The organism is Sulfurisphaera sp., from assembly GCF_059755235.1.
In genome coordinates, this window is record NZ_DBPRYF010000005.1 from 1 (window position 1) to 17543 (window position 17543).

19 protein-coding genes are annotated in these 17543 nt (G+C 35.4%); 3 read left to right on the forward strand and 16 right to left on the reverse strand.

The annotated features are described in order from the left end of the window. Positions 1-211: 211 nt before the first annotated feature. Together AC3OCB_RS00230 and AC3OCB_RS00235 are read right to left on the reverse strand one after the other, a co-directional pair. The gene (locus AC3OCB_RS00230) at positions 212-430 is read right to left on the reverse strand and encodes a hypothetical protein (RefSeq protein WP_498340129.1); all 219 of its coding nucleotides are present in this window, start codon (positions 428-430) and stop codon (positions 212-214) included. A gap of 2 nt (positions 431-432) precedes the next feature. Then, on the reverse strand, positions 433-783 hold the full coding sequence (locus AC3OCB_RS00235; RefSeq protein WP_498340131.1) for a hypothetical protein: 351 nt from the start codon (positions 781-783) through the stop codon (positions 433-435). 169 nt (positions 784-952) lie between these two features. Here AC3OCB_RS00235 and sepP point away from each other — a divergent pair, with 169 nt between their 5' ends. Continuing rightward, positions 953-1570: an undecaprenyl-diphosphatase SepP gene (gene sepP / locus AC3OCB_RS00240; RefSeq protein ID WP_498340132.1), complete on the forward strand. Its 618-nt coding sequence runs from the start codon at positions 953-955 to the stop codon at positions 1568-1570. Between the two features lie 13 nt (positions 1571-1583). After that, on the forward strand, positions 1584-2690 hold the full coding sequence (gene thiI, locus AC3OCB_RS00245; RefSeq protein ID WP_498340162.1) for a tRNA uracil 4-sulfurtransferase ThiI: 1107 nt from the start codon (positions 1584-1586) through the stop codon (positions 2688-2690). Positions 2691-2714: 24 nt separating this feature from the next. Here the strand turns inward: thiI and AC3OCB_RS00250 are convergent, their stop codons facing one another. The 12 genes from AC3OCB_RS00250 to AC3OCB_RS00305 form a co-directional block, all read right to left on the reverse strand. Further along, positions 2715-3755, reverse strand: coding sequence for an inositol-3-phosphate synthase (locus tag AC3OCB_RS00250; RefSeq protein WP_498340133.1), 1041 nt, complete (start codon positions 3753-3755; stop codon positions 2715-2717). Further along, the gene (nuoN, locus tag AC3OCB_RS00255) at positions 3752-5140 is read right to left on the reverse strand and encodes an NADH-quinone oxidoreductase subunit NuoN (RefSeq protein ID WP_498340163.1); all 1389 of its coding nucleotides are present in this window, start codon (positions 5138-5140) and stop codon (positions 3752-3754) included. Before nuoN ends, AC3OCB_RS00250 begins: the two co-directional genes overlap by 4 nt. A gap of 7 nt (positions 5141-5147) precedes the next feature. Continuing rightward, a complete protein-coding gene (locus AC3OCB_RS00260) occupies positions 5148-8564 on the reverse strand; it encodes a proton-conducting transporter transmembrane domain-containing protein (protein ID WP_498340134.1) in 3417 nt (1138 codons plus the stop codon). Further along, entirely contained in the window at positions 8565-8855 is a 291-nt protein-coding gene (locus AC3OCB_RS00265) for an NADH-quinone oxidoreductase subunit NuoK (RefSeq protein ID WP_498340136.1), read from the reverse strand. Position 8856: 1 nt separating this feature from the next. Then, positions 8857-9354 carry an NADH-quinone oxidoreductase subunit J family protein gene (locus tag AC3OCB_RS00270; RefSeq protein WP_498340137.1) on the reverse strand — a complete coding sequence of 166 codons (498 nt, stop codon included), beginning with the start codon at positions 9352-9354 and terminating at the stop codon, positions 8857-8859. Next, positions 9338-9841 (reverse strand): NADH-quinone oxidoreductase subunit NuoI, encoded by a 504-nt coding sequence (gene nuoI / locus AC3OCB_RS00275; RefSeq protein ID WP_498340138.1) that lies wholly within the window; start codon positions 9839-9841, stop codon positions 9338-9340. The genes AC3OCB_RS00270 and nuoI overlap by 17 nt, the downstream gene beginning before the upstream one ends. Then, positions 9829-10887, reverse strand: coding sequence for an NADH-quinone oxidoreductase subunit NuoH (nuoH, locus tag AC3OCB_RS00280; RefSeq protein WP_498340164.1), 1059 nt, complete (start codon positions 10885-10887; stop codon positions 9829-9831). Before nuoH ends, nuoI begins: the two co-directional genes overlap by 13 nt. A gap of 2 nt (positions 10888-10889) precedes the next feature. Continuing rightward, on the reverse strand, positions 10890-12068 hold the full coding sequence (locus AC3OCB_RS00285; protein ID WP_498340165.1) for an NADH-quinone oxidoreductase subunit D: 1179 nt from the start codon (positions 12066-12068) through the stop codon (positions 10890-10892). Positions 12069-12081: 13 nt separating this feature from the next. After that, on the reverse strand, positions 12082-12585 hold the full coding sequence (locus AC3OCB_RS00290) for an NADH-quinone oxidoreductase subunit C (protein WP_498340140.1): 504 nt from the start codon (positions 12583-12585) through the stop codon (positions 12082-12084). A gap of 5 nt (positions 12586-12590) precedes the next feature. Beyond that, entirely contained in the window at positions 12591-12977 is a 387-nt protein-coding gene (locus AC3OCB_RS00295) for an NADH dehydrogenase subunit 3 (protein WP_498340141.1), read from the reverse strand. A gap of 116 nt (positions 12978-13093) precedes the next feature. Beyond that, entirely contained in the window at positions 13094-13867 is a 774-nt protein-coding gene (gene thyX, locus AC3OCB_RS00300) for an FAD-dependent thymidylate synthase (protein WP_498340142.1), read from the reverse strand. 67 nt (positions 13868-13934) lie between these two features. Beyond that, positions 13935-14276, reverse strand: a complete 342-nt coding sequence (locus tag AC3OCB_RS00305; protein WP_498340143.1) for a DUF2175 family protein — start codon at positions 14274-14276, stop codon at positions 13935-13937. A gap of 44 nt (positions 14277-14320) precedes the next feature. On the opposite strand from AC3OCB_RS00305, the gene AC3OCB_RS00310 reads away from it, so the two are divergent. Continuing rightward, complete coding sequence (locus tag AC3OCB_RS00310) at positions 14321-15481, forward strand: hypothetical protein (protein ID WP_498340144.1); 1161 nt, start codon at positions 14321-14323, stop codon at positions 15479-15481. Here the strand turns inward: AC3OCB_RS00310 and AC3OCB_RS00315 are convergent. Together AC3OCB_RS00315 and AC3OCB_RS00320 are read right to left on the reverse strand one after the other, a co-directional pair. Further along, entirely contained in the window at positions 15478-16182 is a 705-nt protein-coding gene (locus AC3OCB_RS00315; protein WP_498340145.1) for a Rossmann-like domain-containing protein, read from the reverse strand. The two genes, AC3OCB_RS00310 and AC3OCB_RS00315, sit on opposite strands and share 4 nt — an antisense overlap. A gap of 232 nt (positions 16183-16414) precedes the next feature. Next, positions 16415-17539 carry an NAD(P)/FAD-dependent oxidoreductase gene (locus AC3OCB_RS00320; protein ID WP_498340146.1) on the reverse strand — a complete coding sequence of 375 codons (1125 nt, stop codon included), beginning with the start codon at positions 17537-17539 and terminating at the stop codon, positions 16415-16417. Positions 17540-17543: the final 4 nt, after the last annotated feature.

Genomic DNA, 17543 nt, shown 5'->3' on the forward strand with positions numbered 1-17543 from the left:
CATTTCTAGATACTTCTTGATACTTCTCGATCCACGGTCTGGGTTAGCCCTAGGTGTAGTATCATCAGCTTCAACCACACCGCATGGAGCCCAGTCGAGGCTAACGCCATGAGCCTCCCATTTGAGGTTTTGCTGTCAACTCCTCCCTCCACGCATTGCGCATCATCAGAGGGAGCTTCATCCAGCCTAGCCTCAAAAGATTTAACAGTAGCTAAAAATATTTAAATTTATCGCTGAATCGTGTTGTGTAGAAGTAAACTGTTTCGTATCTAGAGAAGAAATTAGATAACCACGTTGAGTTGAATGTTGATAAATTGTATGTTCCAGAGAACGGTACACCTTGAATTGTTGCTGTAAAGTTTGGTGCTAGGAATGGTGTTGCATCTGAAGGATTTTCAATTGCTATTCCGTCATAAAATTGCATTATCACTGCTAAAGCCCTCCTTCCATACCAGAAGATGATGCTGATACTTGAATTTTGCTTAGGTTCTGTTCAGCTTGCATGTATAACGTCTTATACATATTCACTAATGTTTGATTGCCCTTAAGGTATTGTAGAAGAGTATTATACATTGACTCTAGTGCTGTATAGTTATTAGATAATTGACGATATTTTGACTGTAGTGACATATATTGGCTACTTATATTTTGCAACGACGTGTACTGGCTACTTAATGAAGAATAGGAAGATTGAAGAGAGGAGTATTTACCTGAAACACTTGAATATTCATAAAAACCTATTGCTGCTATTATTAATAATATTATTGCAACTGCTCCGAACACAACATTTGAAATTCCCTTCGTTTTGCCTCAGTCATCCATCACTAAAAAGTATTTTTAAACTTTTACCCAAAATTAGGTTCTTTCAACTAATAAATTAAAAACACTTTAATAAACAGCCAAATCTGAGTTGGTAATAAACTTATAAGGAAAAATTAGTCTATTCTCTCTTATGCGTAAATATTGGATCCTTTTGATTATCTTCGTAATTATATCTATTTATTTAAAAATTGTTGGGGAAAACAACTTCCCTTTAAATGCTGAAATCTTTAAGCTAATTAATTACCACCAAGTTAGCCTTCTAAACTCTTTTTTCGTTTTCTTTTCTAAATATGGAAGAGAATATATCTGGATTCCTTTGACTGCTATTCTTCTAGTATTTAAAAAGACAAGAAGAATAGCAATAGTTCTAGCTACATCATTTATAATATCTATAATATTGGGTGAAGCAGGGAAGATATTAATGGCTCAATTAAGACCCTTTTACTATATTTCTCCAGATTACTTATTAGTCCCTAAACCGACAGACTACAGTTATCCGTCTGGTCATGCATTAATAGTAGGGGATGGAGCAATGGTTCTATTTAAAACATCACCAAAGTGGCTATGGATACCTTTTATGATAGAAGCACTAATAGTTTCTTACTCCAGAGTTTATGTAGGAGTTCATTGGCCTATTGACATTGTAGGCGGGTGGCTATTAGGTTCGTGGATAGCCTACTTTACCGTGGATATTGATAGTAGAGGAGTACTTAAACCTATAGAGAAGTTATTTAAAGTTGAACAATGAAGTAACGATTATAATGATAATCCTTGTTAGACTTTCGGGAGAACTAGGAGTTAAGTCGCCTAAGTCTAAGTTGAACTTTGAACATGCATTGATTCAGAACATAAAAAATGTAATTAACGTAGAACATGTGAGTATAGATCAAAGTTATATAATACTTGACGTAGAGGGAAGTTATGATAAACTGAGTAAGGTCTTTGGAATTGCCTCTTATTCTCCAGTCGATGTAATTTCTTTTTCAAGTTTGAGTGAGCTGGTTGAATATGTGAAAAACAAATATGCTGAAGCAGTCAAAGGAAAGAAATTTGCAGTTAAGGTGAGAAGGGTTGGAAAACATACTTTTACAAGCCTTGATGTAGCAAAAGCTGTAGGAAGCGCGCTTTACCCTTACTCTTCTGGTGTAGACCTGGAAAACCCCGATATAAGAATATACATCCATATTAGACAAGATTATGCATACATTTATGACAAGATTTTTGAAGGAGCAAAAGGATTTCCTACTGGTACAACTGGAAAGACAGTAGTACTTTTCTCTGGAGGGTTTGATTCCCCAGTAGCTACGTGGATGATGATGAAAAGAGGAGCTTCAGTTACATTACTTAACTTTAAACTTGGTGGAGATTTGCATAAAAATATAGTAACGGAAGAAGCAAAAATTCTTTCCGAATGGAACAGCGGGCACAAGATAAAGATCTATTTTATTGATGGAGTAAAAGTACTTACAGCATTGGCTAACATAAATAAGTACATAAGAGTCGTTGTTCTAAAAAGGATCATGTACAAGACGGCTCAGCTATTGGCGAAAGAGATTAATGCTTATTCAGTAACTACTGGTGAATCACTGTCACAAGTATCATCACAGACTATGAAAAACTTATTCGTTACTGAGTATAATATAAATATTCCAATATTTAGGCCTCTTATAGGGTTTGACAAAGACGAAATAATAGAGTTGTCTAAAAAAGTAGGCACATTTAATTTTTCGTCTAAGTTGCCAGAGTACTGTGCAATATCTGGTAAGGCTACAACTAGTGCTAACTTAGATGAAGTGATAAAAGCTGAAGAAGAAGCTAACATAGATTATAAAAAACTAATAGACGAAGCAGAAATAATTGTAGTATAGTTCAGCTCTCACACGGCGATATCATCAATCAAGCCGGGGTTCTGTCATCATTTTCACAAAATTATTTAGCTCATTTTTAGCTTCATCCAAAGAGGGATATATTTTTGGCGGTCTCTTAAAATAGTAACCACATATCTGAGGTATACTCCCACCAATTCCTCTATCCTTTGATAATTTAGCTAACCTAATTAAATCAATAAGAGGGGCTACAGCGTTTGGAGCATCTTGAGATTTAAAAGAGATATCAATACGTAAAGGAATATTAAACGCGTAAGTACCCTCAATAACCATGTAACTAACTCTCCTATCACCAAGAAATTCAACATAGTCAGAAGTACCTGCTATAACTCGGATATTATTATCATGAGAAGCAATAAAGTTACTCTTAATTCCTTTCTTTAGATCTTTTCTCCAGTCTTCTAACGTTACATAAGTTTCTGTAGTACCAGATATATCAATCTGATAAGTTCTGGTAACGCGAACGCCTCTACTCTTTAAAAACTCGATTATACCAGTGTGAAGAATTGTTCCTCCGATTTGGCTTAATAAGTCGTCTCCAAAAAGTGGAATTCGTTTTTCAGCAAATTTCTGTGAGTAAAATGAAACAATCTCAGCTGGCGTTGCATTTATAAACGCAACATTGGAAAAAAGCGAAGATTCTGCATAATACTCATTTGCTTTTTGTGTGCCTGCAGGTAAAAGGCTTATTGCAACATCAATCCCTTTTAGCTCATTTACCACGTCTACTGGAGGTTCCTCTGACTCTTCAATAATATTAGAAAGAAGACCATCAGTTCCATCTAAAGTAGGACCTCTCTCGACTATCACATCAGAACTAACATCAACATATTTTTGTACAACATTTGGCTTCTGAAATATAGCTTCAGAAAGCTTTTTACTAACTTTTCTCTTATCAATATCGAATGCTTTCACTATTTCAATTTCACTTGGAGGAATAGAAAGAGGTAATAAACCAGGTAAAACATTTCCTTGTTTTATCCACTCGAGTCCTTGTAAAAGCGCACTTGCAACATTACCCACTCCAAAAATTGCGACCTTTATCAAACTATAACACCTACTATCAATGGAGCTACTATACCTAAAGCTATACTTAAAACTGATGCTATAATTGTTGCATCCCTTTCTGTAGAATTTACCATCTTAAATTCACCTTCTCTGAATATTTCTCTAATTGGTGGAATATAATAACCTGCAGACACAGCACTAGCAAGAAATCCTATAACGGTCAACCATGGCTGAGAGAATGAAGCCTCTAAAACAAACAACTTTGCCCAAAAACCTAGTATTGGAGGAATTCCTAGAAGGCTAAGTAACAACACAGTTACACCAAAAGCTAAGACTTTATCTGAAGAGCTCATTCCTCTGAAACCCTCAATATAACTCGTCCCTGAAACTTTCTCTATGTGAGATAAAGCAATAAAAAGCCCTGCTTGCGCAATAGAATAAGCTAGTAGATAAACCATTAAACCACCAACAGCAACACTAGCATTGTAAGGTAACATGGTTATAGCTATTAGCATAAAACCTACTTGTGTTACACTACTGTAGGACAACATAGAAGCAAAATCTTGCCTAGAAAAAGCAACAGTATTTCCAAAAATCAAGCTCATGATAGTTACTACTGCAAATACTACAAAAATTGCTAAGGCTAGCTCTCCGGTTGGCTTTAAGAAGTAAATTACATCTAAGAGTGGTGCAATACCAACTATCTTTCCCACACTAGACACAAAAGCTACTGAAACCCTATCAGACATTGAATAGACATCAGGTAACCAAGCTTGGAATGGAAATGCTCCAATTTTAAAGAGAAACGCTACTGACAGGATTATAATTCCTAGAATTGTTAGAGTTTGGTATGTTATTGAAGCATCTAAAGATAGTGAACCTATACCTAGAATATAAAATGCAAAACCTAAGACCATAAGTGAGCTAGAAAGAAGTCCCATAATAAGGTATTTAACTCCAGCAATAGTTGAGGAATAGTCCTTTCTGATTAAAGCAATTACATAGGTTGCTGCTGAGGCTACTCCCCATGAAGCTAATATTGATATAACATTATAAGAGAATGAAAGATAAATGACTCCTAAGTCAGTTAGCATGGCCAATGAAAGAAAAGATGCTCTCGTCCTAGAAGTCTCCAAATGTGTAATTCCGCCATATATTGTTATTATTGTTGCTAATAAGGCCGAGATAGAGATGAAGTAACCAAAATTAGAGATGTACAGAGTATTTGCGAACAACGAGTAGTTATAGTAGCCTAGAGCATAGAATATTATGAATACAAGGAATGAAACCATGAGGACTGCTAGAGAAAGACCAATTGCACTTAAATACCCCTTCTTAGTCCCATTGTCTAAATACAAAACTGCTATAGATGAAAATACTATTAGGATTGAAGGTAAGACTATTGGTATATAATCTAAATACATCATTGCTCTACACCTCCATTAAGAAAATAATAGCTAATATGGCTAGTATTATAAGCCCTATTAAGTACATAAAAATATAATCCCTCAGTACGCCAGTTTCTGTTCTTCTAAATATACTATTTCCAGCTCTTATAATCCCTTGAGGTAAGCGAATATTTAATGACATATCTATTACTCCATATTCAAATTTCTGATATAGCACTCTCGCAAAGCTATAACTTGCAATTCCAAACTTGTCAAAAGCAGGATTAACAAACCAACCGTAGTACAGGAAATCAACTAAGGGGGTTACACTTCTATATTTACCTAAATCTAACCCGTTTAGATATAATGCTAAAGCCAATACTACTCCTACGATAGCTAAAGATAAAGACGGTAAATCATATGTTATGTAAGAACTACTTAAACCAATACTAGTAAAGAATGGGACTAGTGATGGTAAGAATAACACACCTAGTACGATTGAAGCTAAAACTAACACGGCTGGAGCTATTATCATTAATGGATGAACATGCCCTTCTTCATGTAATTCTTCACCATTCTTCCATAAAAATGCCTTAATTATATATCGTATGATGTAAAGACCACCTAGGAATTCTGTTAACACATAGAGATAGAAGACTGGAGTATTTGAAACCAATACTCCGATCAAATCGTGAGCCCAAAAACCAATAAGTGGAGGAATACTAGCTAAATTAAGTGCAGCTAAAACTTGTAATACAAACACACTAGTCATCTTCTTGTATAGAGATTTAAACACGCCTACATATCTGTTTTCAGTAAAGTGTATTACGCTACCAGCATTCATGAATAGTGATGCCTTATATGTACCGTGTGCAAACATTTGGATTAAACCAATCAATACTCCATCAACTAAGAAGCTTGTATTTGAGTAAATCGAAGCTAATAGACCTCCAATAGATGATGATAAAATCATTAAGGATATTTGGTCAGCAGTCGAGTATGCTAAAATAAGTTTCTGCTCATTTGATGCTACTGCTGAAGTGCTTGTGTAGATTGCTGTGAACATAGATATCCCTACCATAATTGACATGAAAAGTGTGGTTTGAGGGCTTGGGTAGACTAAGAACGGATAAATGAAGAAAGTCAAGATGGCGCCTAGATTGACCATTGTGGCAGCATGTATTAAGGCACTAACTGGAGTGGGACCTGTCATTGCAGTCAATAGCCATTGAGTTAACGGGAATTGTGCGCTTTTTCCTAAACCACCTAAAAACAATATCAAGAGAATTAGCCAAGCATAAGGCAATGTGAATAACTTTGGAAATACTGCAAATAACCCGTCGTAAATTGTAGTTACTCCAGAGTAATCTGTTGAATTAGTCAGATAAAGTAGATATCCCAAAGCCATTATTAGACCTACATCACCTATTCTAGTAAATATCATAGCTCTAATACCGCTAGTTGTTGGTCTAGACAAGTATTGTATGCCAAAAACTTTTCTACCAAAATCTCCTACTACATTTCTATCGTTATCATCTAACCAATAACTAATTAAACCATAAGATGCTAGACTGGTCCCCTCCCAACCAGCCAAAAACAGTAGTATATTATCGGAGAATATCACAGCTAACATCGAAGAAACGAAGAAGCCGAAGAAACCCCAGTACCTCCTCAGTACATTATCTTCCTTCATATAGCCAATACTATACATAGATATAAAGAAAGCAAGAGATGAAACAAAAACTCCTAAGAGTGCTTGTAATAATGAAGAGCTAAAAGTGAAGTAGCTAAAAACTGTATAACCAGTTCCGGGGGAAAATAGGTTAGTATGTAAGGAGTTAATTAAATTAATTATAGCTAAAATCATTGAAATGCCAATCAGCCCTGTTACCAATCCTCCTCTAGCATCTTGATGCATTGGAATAACTAGCGAGAGAAAAGAGCCTATAGCTGGTAAGAATACGATGAGGAAAAGTGACAATGAAGAACTCGGAAGTATCTGAATAAAGTTACTGATTGAGTGGACTAAAAGTTGAGGGAAAAAGAAGAAAATCATGCTAACAATTGCTACAATAATCATCGAGATTGAATATTCATTTACCCTATCAACACTTGTCTTTATCTCCTTAATACCAGCATAAACTCTCTTAAATAAGTATGTAGCATAACCCGAAGACACTCCAATTGCTATCATGAGTAGGGCTACAAGTAAAACAAAGAAACCTTCTCCAATCAGTGGGACGAGTTGACCAGCAGATAAAAGTAGAAGAACTTCACTAATTAAACCAATTGTTGGTGGTAAACCTAAAATATTAAGAAGCCCTATAAACGCCAATGTTGAGTGAAGCGGAGAAACTAGATATAATCCACCAAGTTTTTCAATATCTCTTTCTTCTAATTCAGTAATAGCTGCACCAGCACTCATGAAAAGTAGAGCTTTTCCAAAACCATGGGAGGCATAAATAAGAACAGAAGCCAATATACCTAATGGTAAATCCATAACTGATGAGTTTAACCCAAGATAGAATGCAACCGAGGCACCTAAGAGCATATAACCCATTTGAGAAACGCTTGAATATGCCAAGAATCTCTTAAAGTCTCTCTGGGCTAAAGCATTCAAACCGCCGTATATCATCGTAATTACTGCCCAGCCTATAAACAAAGGAGCAATGTAAGAAAATGCAGGGAATAAGTAGTAGTAAATTATAACTACAAAAATTCCCAGCCCTACCATGTTTGGACTCAACAATATTGATATAGGTGTTGGAGCTTCGCCATGTGCGTATGGAAGCCATATATTAAATCCTGCTTGAGCTCCTTTTACTAACATTCCTATTACTCCTACGATAAATACTAATGGTGCATATGAAATCACCGAGTAGTTGTAAAGATGGCCGAATGAACTATATATGTCCATCCTTCCGCTAACTAGACCTAGTATTACAATTGATGATAATGTCAGTATTGTACCTACGTGTGTCCAAATGAAGTATAAGAGGCTTATTCTCCTCCTATCACCATATCCATAGAGCATAATTAACAAGAATGATGAGACTAGCGAAATTTCTAAGAATATATAAAGTTCTAATAAGTTCGTGGAAATAACTGTGTAGAACATTGAGATAGCAAACAAAGAGTACAAAGCAAAATAAACACCCCAATTTCCATATCCCAACTCATGGAATCTTTTATCCATATACCTCAAGGAGTAATATACAGTTACTAGGGTAACAACTAAAATCGTTATAACAAAAGGGTAATCTAGATCATTTACGGTAAAACCAAAATTTCCTATATAGTTAGTAACGAAAAACTCATAGAATAATCCATATCTGAATAAGAAGTATACATTAACTAAGATAGATATAAATGAGACTAAAGCTGCAGTTTTTTTATCTTTAAAGAAAAATATTATTGAAGCGAGAACGAAGGATATTATGAAAATAAAGAGGGAAATCATTTACTCCACCTCTAAAGAGTTCTTATTTCTATAGTATAGGATTATTGCAGCAAATGCTACAACAACCTCAACCAAACCCATACTAACTGCAAAAATTGAAAAAACAATTGGGAGATATGTCCTACCAAGTAATGAAGAAGCAGAAAAAACTAGCAAGATAGCTGAATTAAAAATAATCTCAGAAGACAGTAGAATCCTTACCATGTTTTTACTGTTTAATAAGCCATATATTCCTATACTCCCTATTATTACGCCAACAACTAAACCATAGTAAGAGACTAGAGCATCCATCTTAATCCCTCCTTGCAAGTGTAATTGCTTCAATCATTGTAGTTAATAAAGCAATTATGATAATTATTGCTGGAAACCAGTAATTTTGTAAAATGTCATTTGCTAATGTCTGAAGACTAAAAGAGCTAACTACAGTAGACGGTGTTATGCTAGAGAAACTTACTGATAGATCCAGAAATATGAGTATTCCGACAACAAGAGCTACTAGAGGAGCCCAAGGGACTTTAACCTCTTTAACATCAAGACCTCTAAACATCACTAAGGATATTGCTAAAAACACTACAGTAGAGCCTACATAAAGTAAAATATGAAAAGCGGAGTAAAAAGAATAGGACGTGTTTAGTAAAGCTATCATGGCCGCTACAGAGATACCGAGAAAAACAAGAGCTACAGCAGCATAAAATACATTCTTTTGTCTAGTTATAAACAAAGAAGCCACTATACTAATTACTCCAAAAAAAGTAAAGAAGCCTATAACAAAATCATTCGTCAGGGACATACTTAATCCCCTTTTTCTCATCTATTACTGCTTTAACTTTCTTTACTATACCTTGAGAAGGAGCAGGTTGATCAAAATCTTGGTCAAATCTATCTGGTCTGAAGACTAAGTCTCTTCTGTTGGTGAATACTGCGTCATGAACTCTAGTCTCTTTTAATGCATCTACGGGACACACATCTACACAAAAACCACAGAATACACATCTGCCGTAGTTTATAGTTGGGAACTTCTTACCACTCTCTGTAACCATCTTCATTGCATCAGCAGGACATATTAAAGCACATAGAGTACATCCTATACAAACGTCCTTGTAAAGCCTTATCATTCCTCTATATCCCGTAGGTAACGTTAGCGACTCTTCAGGGTACTTTAACGTAATCCTCTGCGGTTTAATAAGATACTTTATTCCAGTACCTATTGCGTTTAAATGGTCTGCAAATAACCTAAACGGATTGTTTTCCTTTTTATATTCTCTTACCTTATCCATAACCATCCCACCACCAAACCTAAAACTAATGATGCAAAAGCTACGGGGAGCATGTATTTCCATGAGCCCCTAAGGGCCTGATCTATCCTATATCTACCATAAACACTTCTTAAAAATACAGTAAACCAGAGAACTAAAATAGCCTTTATTACATTCCAAAGTGCCCCAGGCAAACCAGTGAATGGCAACCAACCTCCTAGAAATACATCGGAGAATACAAATGCTAAAGCAAATGTCGAGATATAGCTTCCGCCCATTGCTAAAACGAATAGAAAACCACTATACTCAGTTGAAGGACCGACCACCAATTCACTTTCAGCCTCCACTATTTCAAAAGGAAACCTTCCAGTACCCATCAACATACCTACCAAGAACACTATTGCAGCTAATGGGTTAGCAACTATTCCGGGTATACCGGACTCTACCACTTTAGCAATATCTAACGTGTGATACTCAATCGCTACAGCAGCTAGAGACATCACTAAAAGAACATCATAAGATACTGAAAGTAATGCCTCTCTAACAGCCCCTAATATTGCAAACCTATTATTTGTAGCCCAAGCTTGTAATAAGATAAATATAGGGACTATAGATGCTAAGCCTAAAATAAGAACCATATTATAAGGAACAAAATAGCCAACAAAAACTCCCTTACCTATCTCATTATCATAAAAGATGTTGAAATATGGGGACAGTATAGAGCCTGTCTCTGGTATAACTGAAAATGGTATAAGAGCCATTGGAATAAATGCAAAGGCTATTACAAACGCTGGAGCTAAAACGTAAAGAGTAGGATTGACCCCAACTGGTATTATTATTTCCGAAAAAACTAGCCTTAATGCGTCAGCTACTAACTGCAAAATTCCTCCTGTCCTTTTAGACACATATAAAGGACCAATTCTCATCTGAACTCTTGCTGCGACTTTCCTTTCAAACCATATAGTAAGCAATAAAATTATTGTAGTAAAAATTAATCCAGGAAATATAATAACGGAAAAAAATGATGGATAAAAGAAATAATATTTTATTGCAGAAAGTATATCAATCATCACCTGTCCGCCTCCGGAGGGAAATAATCCAAACTTCCATAAATTGCAACTAAATCTGCGTAACGACTACCTTTGGCAAGCTGTTCAAAAACATATATGTTTCTATAAGATGGGGTAATCATTCTTAGTCGGTAAGGATGGGCTGATCCATCACTAACTACATAGTATAATAACTCACCTCTAGCAGCTTCAACTCTAGATACAGCCTCACCTTTTGGTGGTCTAAAAGAAGCATAATAACCTGGAAACACCACCTTTCTTTGTCCTTCCCAATGTTTCTTCAACCTAGTTGGAGGAATTTGTTTGAAGAACCTATCACTCAGAATATTTCCCTCTGGGATATTCTTTATAACTTGCTCTAAAATTCTCATACTTTGCTCTATTTCCGCAAATCTTACCAAAAGTCTTGCATATGCATCCCCCTCCTTATAGACTGGAACTTCAAAGTCCACTTTGTCATAGGCAGCATAGGGCTCAATTTTTCTAACATCATAATAAACGCCAGCGGCTCTTAGATCGGGCCCAACAGTTCCCCATTTAATGGCATTTTCTCTTGTCATAACACCTACATTCTCTAATCTGTCTCTAATGTTAGGGTTTCTTACAAATACTTTATACCAATCTTGGATCTTTCTTTTCTGATATTCGATGGCTTTTTCAATCATTTCTTTTATGGACGGTGTTAAGTCCCTTCTTACTCCACCCGGGATTATATAAGAATTAGTTACCCTAGCACCAGTCAATGCTTGTAAAATTTCTACCCAAACCTCTCTATCTCCAAACCCCCACATGAAACCTGTAGAATGACCTAAAAATATGGAAAGTATGCCCGTGCCATATAAATGGCTAGCTATTCTATTAACCTCAGCTGCTAATGTGCGTAAATATAAAGCCCTTTCAGGCACATCAACACCTAAAATTTTTTCTACAGCCATCACATAACCTAAATTCATATGTGTGGAATCTAAAATTGCAGGTCTTTCAACTAGAGGAATTAATTGCATATAAGTTCTAATCTCACTCAATTTCTCCACTGCTCTATGAACATACCCTGGATCTAACTCAGCATCAACTATTATATCACCATTAAGTTTTACATAGATCCTCATATGGCCTGATCCAGGGTGCTGCGGACCTACGTTTAGCTCTCCTTCCATTGGTACAATCTCAATTTCCATTCCAGAAGGATAATCAGCCTGACTTGTCAACAAACAACCCCTCCGTTTTCATTTTATAACTTTTCCTTAACGGATAAACTCCTTCAAAGTCCTCTGGTAAAAACAATCTTCTCAAATCTGGATGCCCCTCAAATATTATTCCAAGCATTTCATAAGTCTCTCTCTCTCCAATCCACGCACTCTCCCAGATCGAGTAAAGAGACGGCACTTTTGGATCCTCGTACTTAGTCCTAGTCCTAAGAGCTAGAATTGTTCTAGCTAAATCAATATTAGAATACGACGAAATATGATAAACAACTTCAAACTCCTTTGTATCAGGATAGTCTATCCCAGTAACCGATTTTACATGGTCATATCCTAAACTTTTCAGAAACTCTGCTACTTGAAGAATCTGAGATTTATCAACTTGTATAAATCCTCTTCTATCATTCTCAGCCTTTGCTACAACTTTGAACTTAGCTGTTACTTGTGAGATGACGTTGTTTAAAACTGATTGAGGAGTAGATTGTTGAGCCATAATATTCACCTGACTAACCAGTTTTCAATAATGTTTACTTGCTTAACCGCGTAATAAAGTATTGGGTATAAGATTACAATACTTGATAATATAATTATTAAAAGATTCCTAAATAGGAGAAATGATGAAGAATACGCTGCCTCAGCAATAGCAAAAAATAATACAACTATTGGTTCAATTGATGTATAAATCAAGATGTAACCATAATATTGTAATGGGAACCAGAGTCTCCCTTCACCATAAGGAATATTACCAGCCTCAAACCTACTTACCTTTACTGGGTTGTATTCACTCGGTACAACCAGAGATAATATCTTATAACCCCCGTATCCCGCCAATAGAAATAGAACGAGTGGAAGTCCAAATGCTAGGAGCGCTTGAGTTAGTGCCATCAATGATAGATATCGTAAAGGCCTAATATATTTTTCTACTAATTGTTAGAATAGGGTAATTTAAAATCAAAAATAGATTTAGAGTATTTTTTGTGGACGAATCTAAAAAAGTGGATTTATTTTAAACTATTCAAAACTTGTTTAGAGTTTCTTATACACTTTAATATCCCATCTCTAACTACTCCTTCAATACAACGCTGTGATATAAACTCCAATTTATTATTGTTAAATACTTCGTCGAGCGTTATTGGTTCTTCTCTGATAAAATTCTCGTGAATAATACAGTTAGGCCCAGCATACCTAAAAAGACGTGGATGAACTTTCTTAACTTCCTCAAGCATTTTCCACGCTACAGCCCTAATCTCCCACTGTGCCCTTGAACAGAGACGAAGGGCGAAAAAGTTATACAGTTCACGAGCATTCATAGTTACAACGATGTTTGTGTTTACACCATTTGGCAGAACATACCTAGCGTCTTCTTCTGGTACTCCAGATTCGAGGAGCTTATAGTAGTTCTCATAAGCCTGTTTATATGCCTCCTTCAAGAGTTCTTCATTTCTCTTTTCAACTGAAGGAGGTATAACGGGTTTATAGTATTCATCAACGGGTTTTGCAAACCTATGGCTCATTTGCGTGTAAGATGCTATACGATGTCTAACCAATTGATGAGATGCTACCCTACTTATTCCCTCGATTGAAAAAGTATAAACAGAGTGCTCAAGAGTACTCCAATAACCGTGAAGAATTGCATCTTTAATCCATGTTTCAATCTCTTCGTCTGCCATTGTTCTTTCATGATAATCCCAACCCTTTCTGCTCCTGCTCATCTTTGCGGCTATAGCAATAGCCCTTTCACCGTCTTTAGTATAAGAAACTAGTTTAACATTCATTTAAATAATAGCTTTATACGAAAGAGCATAAAAAATATTAGGCTTATAACGATTTGATAATACCATTTTAAGAAAGAACGTCACTCAGTTTCTCTACTAACCTTGTTAGTTGGGCTGAGTTCTTTTCAGCGTCCTTTTCCGTTTGATCTAGTACCTTTTTCACTTCTTCATTATTCCCTACTTTTCCTAACCTTTGCTTATATACTACGATCTTATTTAACTCATCTTCTAGCGAGTCTAAAACTACACTTAGTACATCTGGGCTTACTTTACTTGTTTTCATTGCTTTTTCTCTCAGGCAAGTGTAGTGTACTACTGCTTTGTTTGACAAGAACGTGAATAGTTCGTCCCAGTATATTGGTTTTCCGCATAATCCACAATTCCATTTGGTTTGTGGTCTACTACTCATCAACAGAGTAAAATATTAATTTCTAAATAAATATTGCGGTACGTATGATTAGTGAAAAAGTCTTTTCAGACGCTAAGTTTTACGACAAGCTAGTTGGCGTTTTATTCACCTCCGATAACTGTACTATCTGTGACGAGTTATTTGAAAAAGTTAAGAAACTTCCTATATCCCAAAAGTATTTTCTTTTCAAAGTAAACGCAAATGAATATTTGCAATATACAGTGAGACTAAGTAGGGGTATAGTACCAGCTTTAAGTATAGTAGATAATGAGGGAAAATTAATTTCAGTTATAGAATCAATAGATATTGATTATATTCAAGAAAAACTAAGAGAGATATATGAGAGAAGAAAGGAATTACAAAGAGTTATATTTCCTAAACCAGAAAAGGTTGAAGATATAAACGTTGCAGAGTTCTTCGATGTAATAAATTTCGCTATGGACGGAAATCCGATAGATTTTAGAGGAATTGAATTCTTTCTTTTTTACTCAAAAATTCATAAAGACTATGAAAAAGCTTTAAGCATAATCTTACCCGCAGATCCTATAGGTAAATTTTTACTTACAGGCAAGCTTGAAGGGCAATTAGATGATAATTATACTAACATCTTAGCCTTAGAAACTATTTACAACATTGCCGATGTAAAAGATAAGCTTATTGATAGAATTACTGAAGATGGGGTTGTGTACAGAAGCGAGAAAAAGGAAGTTAAGGGATTGCTTATTGATGAGGCGGTAACTGGAACAGCTCTTTTAACATTATATCAGAGGACATTTGATGAAAAGTTCCTAAAAATAGCGTTAAAAATATATGAATGGACTATAAAGAACCTGGAAAGTGACTTAGGTTTTAGAGATTACCCCCAAGAAGATCCTTTTACAAAACACGAATATTATGAGCCTTTAGCTAATGCTGAAGCTTCAATATTCTTATCCAAATTATGGGCAATAACTGGAGACGATAAAATTAAGGAGAAAGCGGAAAAAGCACTGAAAATTGCTTACACATTAGGCACAGATATAAGGGTTCTCTCAAGAGTCGCAATAGCTTATGTGAAAATAAATGAATTAATAAAGAGTAAAAAAGAGATTAAGAACGATATTAGAGTTGAGGTAGTTAAAGACAACGGATGCCAACAAGAAGACTTTAGTTATAAGGGCAACTGTTACCAATCATTGGACCAAATAGAGTTCAATTTATTTTAGATTTTAGTGTAAATTTTATTAGAATATAACGATATTTTAGATGGATCTCCACCCTCACATATTATTCTGAAAACCTTTAGTTTATCTATTGCTTCTATTTTACCTATAATGTTAAAGCCATAATTCTTTAAAGTCCTTGGAGCAAACACTGATGATATTCCCTCTAAAACTAAGTTATTTGATGAAATTGATTTCACAATTTTATCTATTTGCCCATTAACTAAAGCTGAACCAAAGACTACTGCAGAATCACATGATTCATTAACAAACGATGAAAAAGGCTTTAAAATAATCTTACCTAGTTTCTTCTCTTCATTAGCTAGAAAATCATATACAATAATTGAGGAAAACTTCGTCGTGTCGATTTTTGGTGCATAACCAAATACACATAGTTTCCCCCCTTCAAGTGTATCTATAGGATCACCGCTCTGCGGATTCGGTATTTTGCTAACGGCATTCAATATTGATAGAAGAATACCCCTCTCTAAAGAATTATTTTTTAACGAAGAAATCACTTCTTCTAAGTTCAATCCTAAAAGTTCTCCGCCCAAAGAGTTAGTGCCATCTGATATAGTGTGAGCTATCCCTAAACTACCGTCATTTAGTAATGTAGCTGTATATGTTACACCAACACAAGTGTTTATGATCTTCTTATCTTTAATAGAAAATTTTAATTCCTCGACAATCTCATCTAATATCATAAGTTAAAAATAGTGTTCGGAATAAAAAACGATGATGTTGTTCCACCCCGAATGAAAGGTGATTTAATTTTTCAATTTCTGAGTATGATGATGCCAAGCACTACTGATTGATGATTGTCGGACCACCACTGACTCAATAGAGTTGAGCTTTTTTAGATGACATATAGAACTTTCATAGAGCTTTTGAAGAAGAGAAGCTAAGAACCTAGATTTATTTAATTATTAAAAGAGATTAATTTCCTTTATTTAAAGTGCTACCTACAAATCTCGATACAAAATCTAGCATGAAATCGATTTTCCCCGTTAGCGTATACCAGTACAACTGGGTAAAACTCTTTTTAGCCGAATGATAAAGGGTCGAAGGGCCTAACGCTTTACTTTTCTGATAATCCATATACACAAACATCCCCTCGTTGTATCCAGAATATCCAGCACACATAGCTCTCCCGTCGAATCTCTTTTTCTCGTATCCAAGTATTTCATTAGCAATATTTTCACTAACTAAAACAGCTTGGAAGTGCGCGATACTACCAGTCTTCGGTGGAGATAATATGTTTGTTGCGTCACCTACAACATAAACATCTGAATAGCCTTTATAGTTTAGAGTGTCCTTGTCTACGGGAATAAAACCGGATTGATCAACAAGGTTTGAGAACTCGTTCCCAACCTTTATTGGAGTGTCAATTAGTGCAAGGTCATAATCTAAAGTTTGTCCGTCTTCTGTGTATATAACTTTCTTTTCCTTGTCAACTTCTTTAATTTTAATTCCTCTCATTACATTAATTCCTAGTTCTTTAGACCTTTTACCTAATTTCTCTGCCATTGGCTTTTGTAATTCTGGTGGTTGAGCTACAGGGTTTATCAATGTTATGTTTGCCTTAGGAAATCTCTGTCTTAACAAGAAAGCAAACTCAAAAGGTGCCATAGGACATTTTATAACTCCAAAGTATCCCACAACTATTTTATTACCTTGGAAAGAGTTGATCATCTCCCTCATTTTAATTGCTCCATCAAGGGTGTGCCAATGCGGAAGACCAATATCTTTATTCACTACTCCAGGGGACAAAACTAAATAGTCATAGTTAACCTCTGTCCCATTTTGTGTAACAACTTTTCTATTTTCTACATCAACTTTTACTGCTCTATCTTTTATTAATCTTACTCTAGGATTTAATAAATCTGAAACTCTTCTTCTTATTGCATCTTCTTTCTCTAATCCCATCGCTACATCCACTATACCAGGCTGATAGTAGTGATACTCTGATGGCTCTATTACGGTAACATCAATCCCTCTTCTTGCTAAAGAATTAGCTACAACAGTTCCTCCATTACCAGCGCCAACAACTAAGACTTTCATCAGA

Excerpts from the sequence above, each read along its gene's own strand:
- sepP (WP_498340132.1), top strand. The coding sequence starts at position 953 with ATGCGTAAATATTGGATCCTTTTGATTATCTTCGTAATTATATCTATT.
- thiI (WP_498340162.1), top strand. The coding sequence starts at position 1,584 with ATGATAATCCTTGTTAGACTTTCGGGAGAACTAGGAGTTAAGTCGCCT.
- nuoN (WP_498340163.1), bottom strand. The coding sequence starts at position 5,140 with ATGTATTTAGATTATATACCAATAGTCTTACCTTCAATCCTAATAGTA.
- AC3OCB_RS00260 (WP_498340134.1), bottom strand. The coding sequence starts at position 8,564 with ATGATTTCCCTCTTTATTTTCATAATATCCTTCGTTCTCGCTTCAATA.
- AC3OCB_RS00265 (WP_498340136.1), bottom strand. The coding sequence starts at position 8,855 with ATGGATGCTCTAGTCTCTTACTATGGTTTAGTTGTTGGCGTAATAATA.
- AC3OCB_RS00270 (WP_498340137.1), bottom strand. The coding sequence starts at position 9,354 with ATGTCCCTGACGAATGATTTTGTTATAGGCTTCTTTACTTTTTTTGGA.
- nuoI (WP_498340138.1), bottom strand. The coding sequence starts at position 9,841 with ATGGATAAGGTAAGAGAATATAAAAAGGAAAACAATCCGTTTAGGTTA.
- AC3OCB_RS00285 (WP_498340165.1), bottom strand. The coding sequence starts at position 12,068 with ATGGAAATTGAGATTGTACCAATGGAAGGAGAGCTAAACGTAGGTCCG.
- AC3OCB_RS00290 (WP_498340140.1), bottom strand. The coding sequence starts at position 12,585 with ATGGCTCAACAATCTACTCCTCAATCAGTTTTAAACAACGTCATCTCA.
- AC3OCB_RS00295 (WP_498340141.1), bottom strand. The coding sequence starts at position 12,977 with ATGGCACTAACTCAAGCGCTCCTAGCATTTGGACTTCCACTCGTTCTA.
- thyX (WP_498340142.1), bottom strand. The coding sequence starts at position 13,867 with ATGAATGTTAAACTAGTTTCTTATACTAAAGACGGTGAAAGGGCTATT.
- AC3OCB_RS00305 (WP_498340143.1), bottom strand. The coding sequence starts at position 14,276 with ATGAGTAGTAGACCACAAACCAAATGGAATTGTGGATTATGCGGAAAA.
- AC3OCB_RS00310 (WP_498340144.1), top strand. The coding sequence starts at position 14,321 with ATGATTAGTGAAAAAGTCTTTTCAGACGCTAAGTTTTACGACAAGCTA.
- AC3OCB_RS00315 (WP_498340145.1), bottom strand. The coding sequence starts at position 16,182 with ATGATATTAGATGAGATTGTCGAGGAATTAAAATTTTCTATTAAAGAT.
- AC3OCB_RS00320 (WP_498340146.1), bottom strand. The coding sequence starts at position 17,539 with ATGAAAGTCTTAGTTGTTGGCGCTGGTAATGGAGGAACTGTTGTAGCT.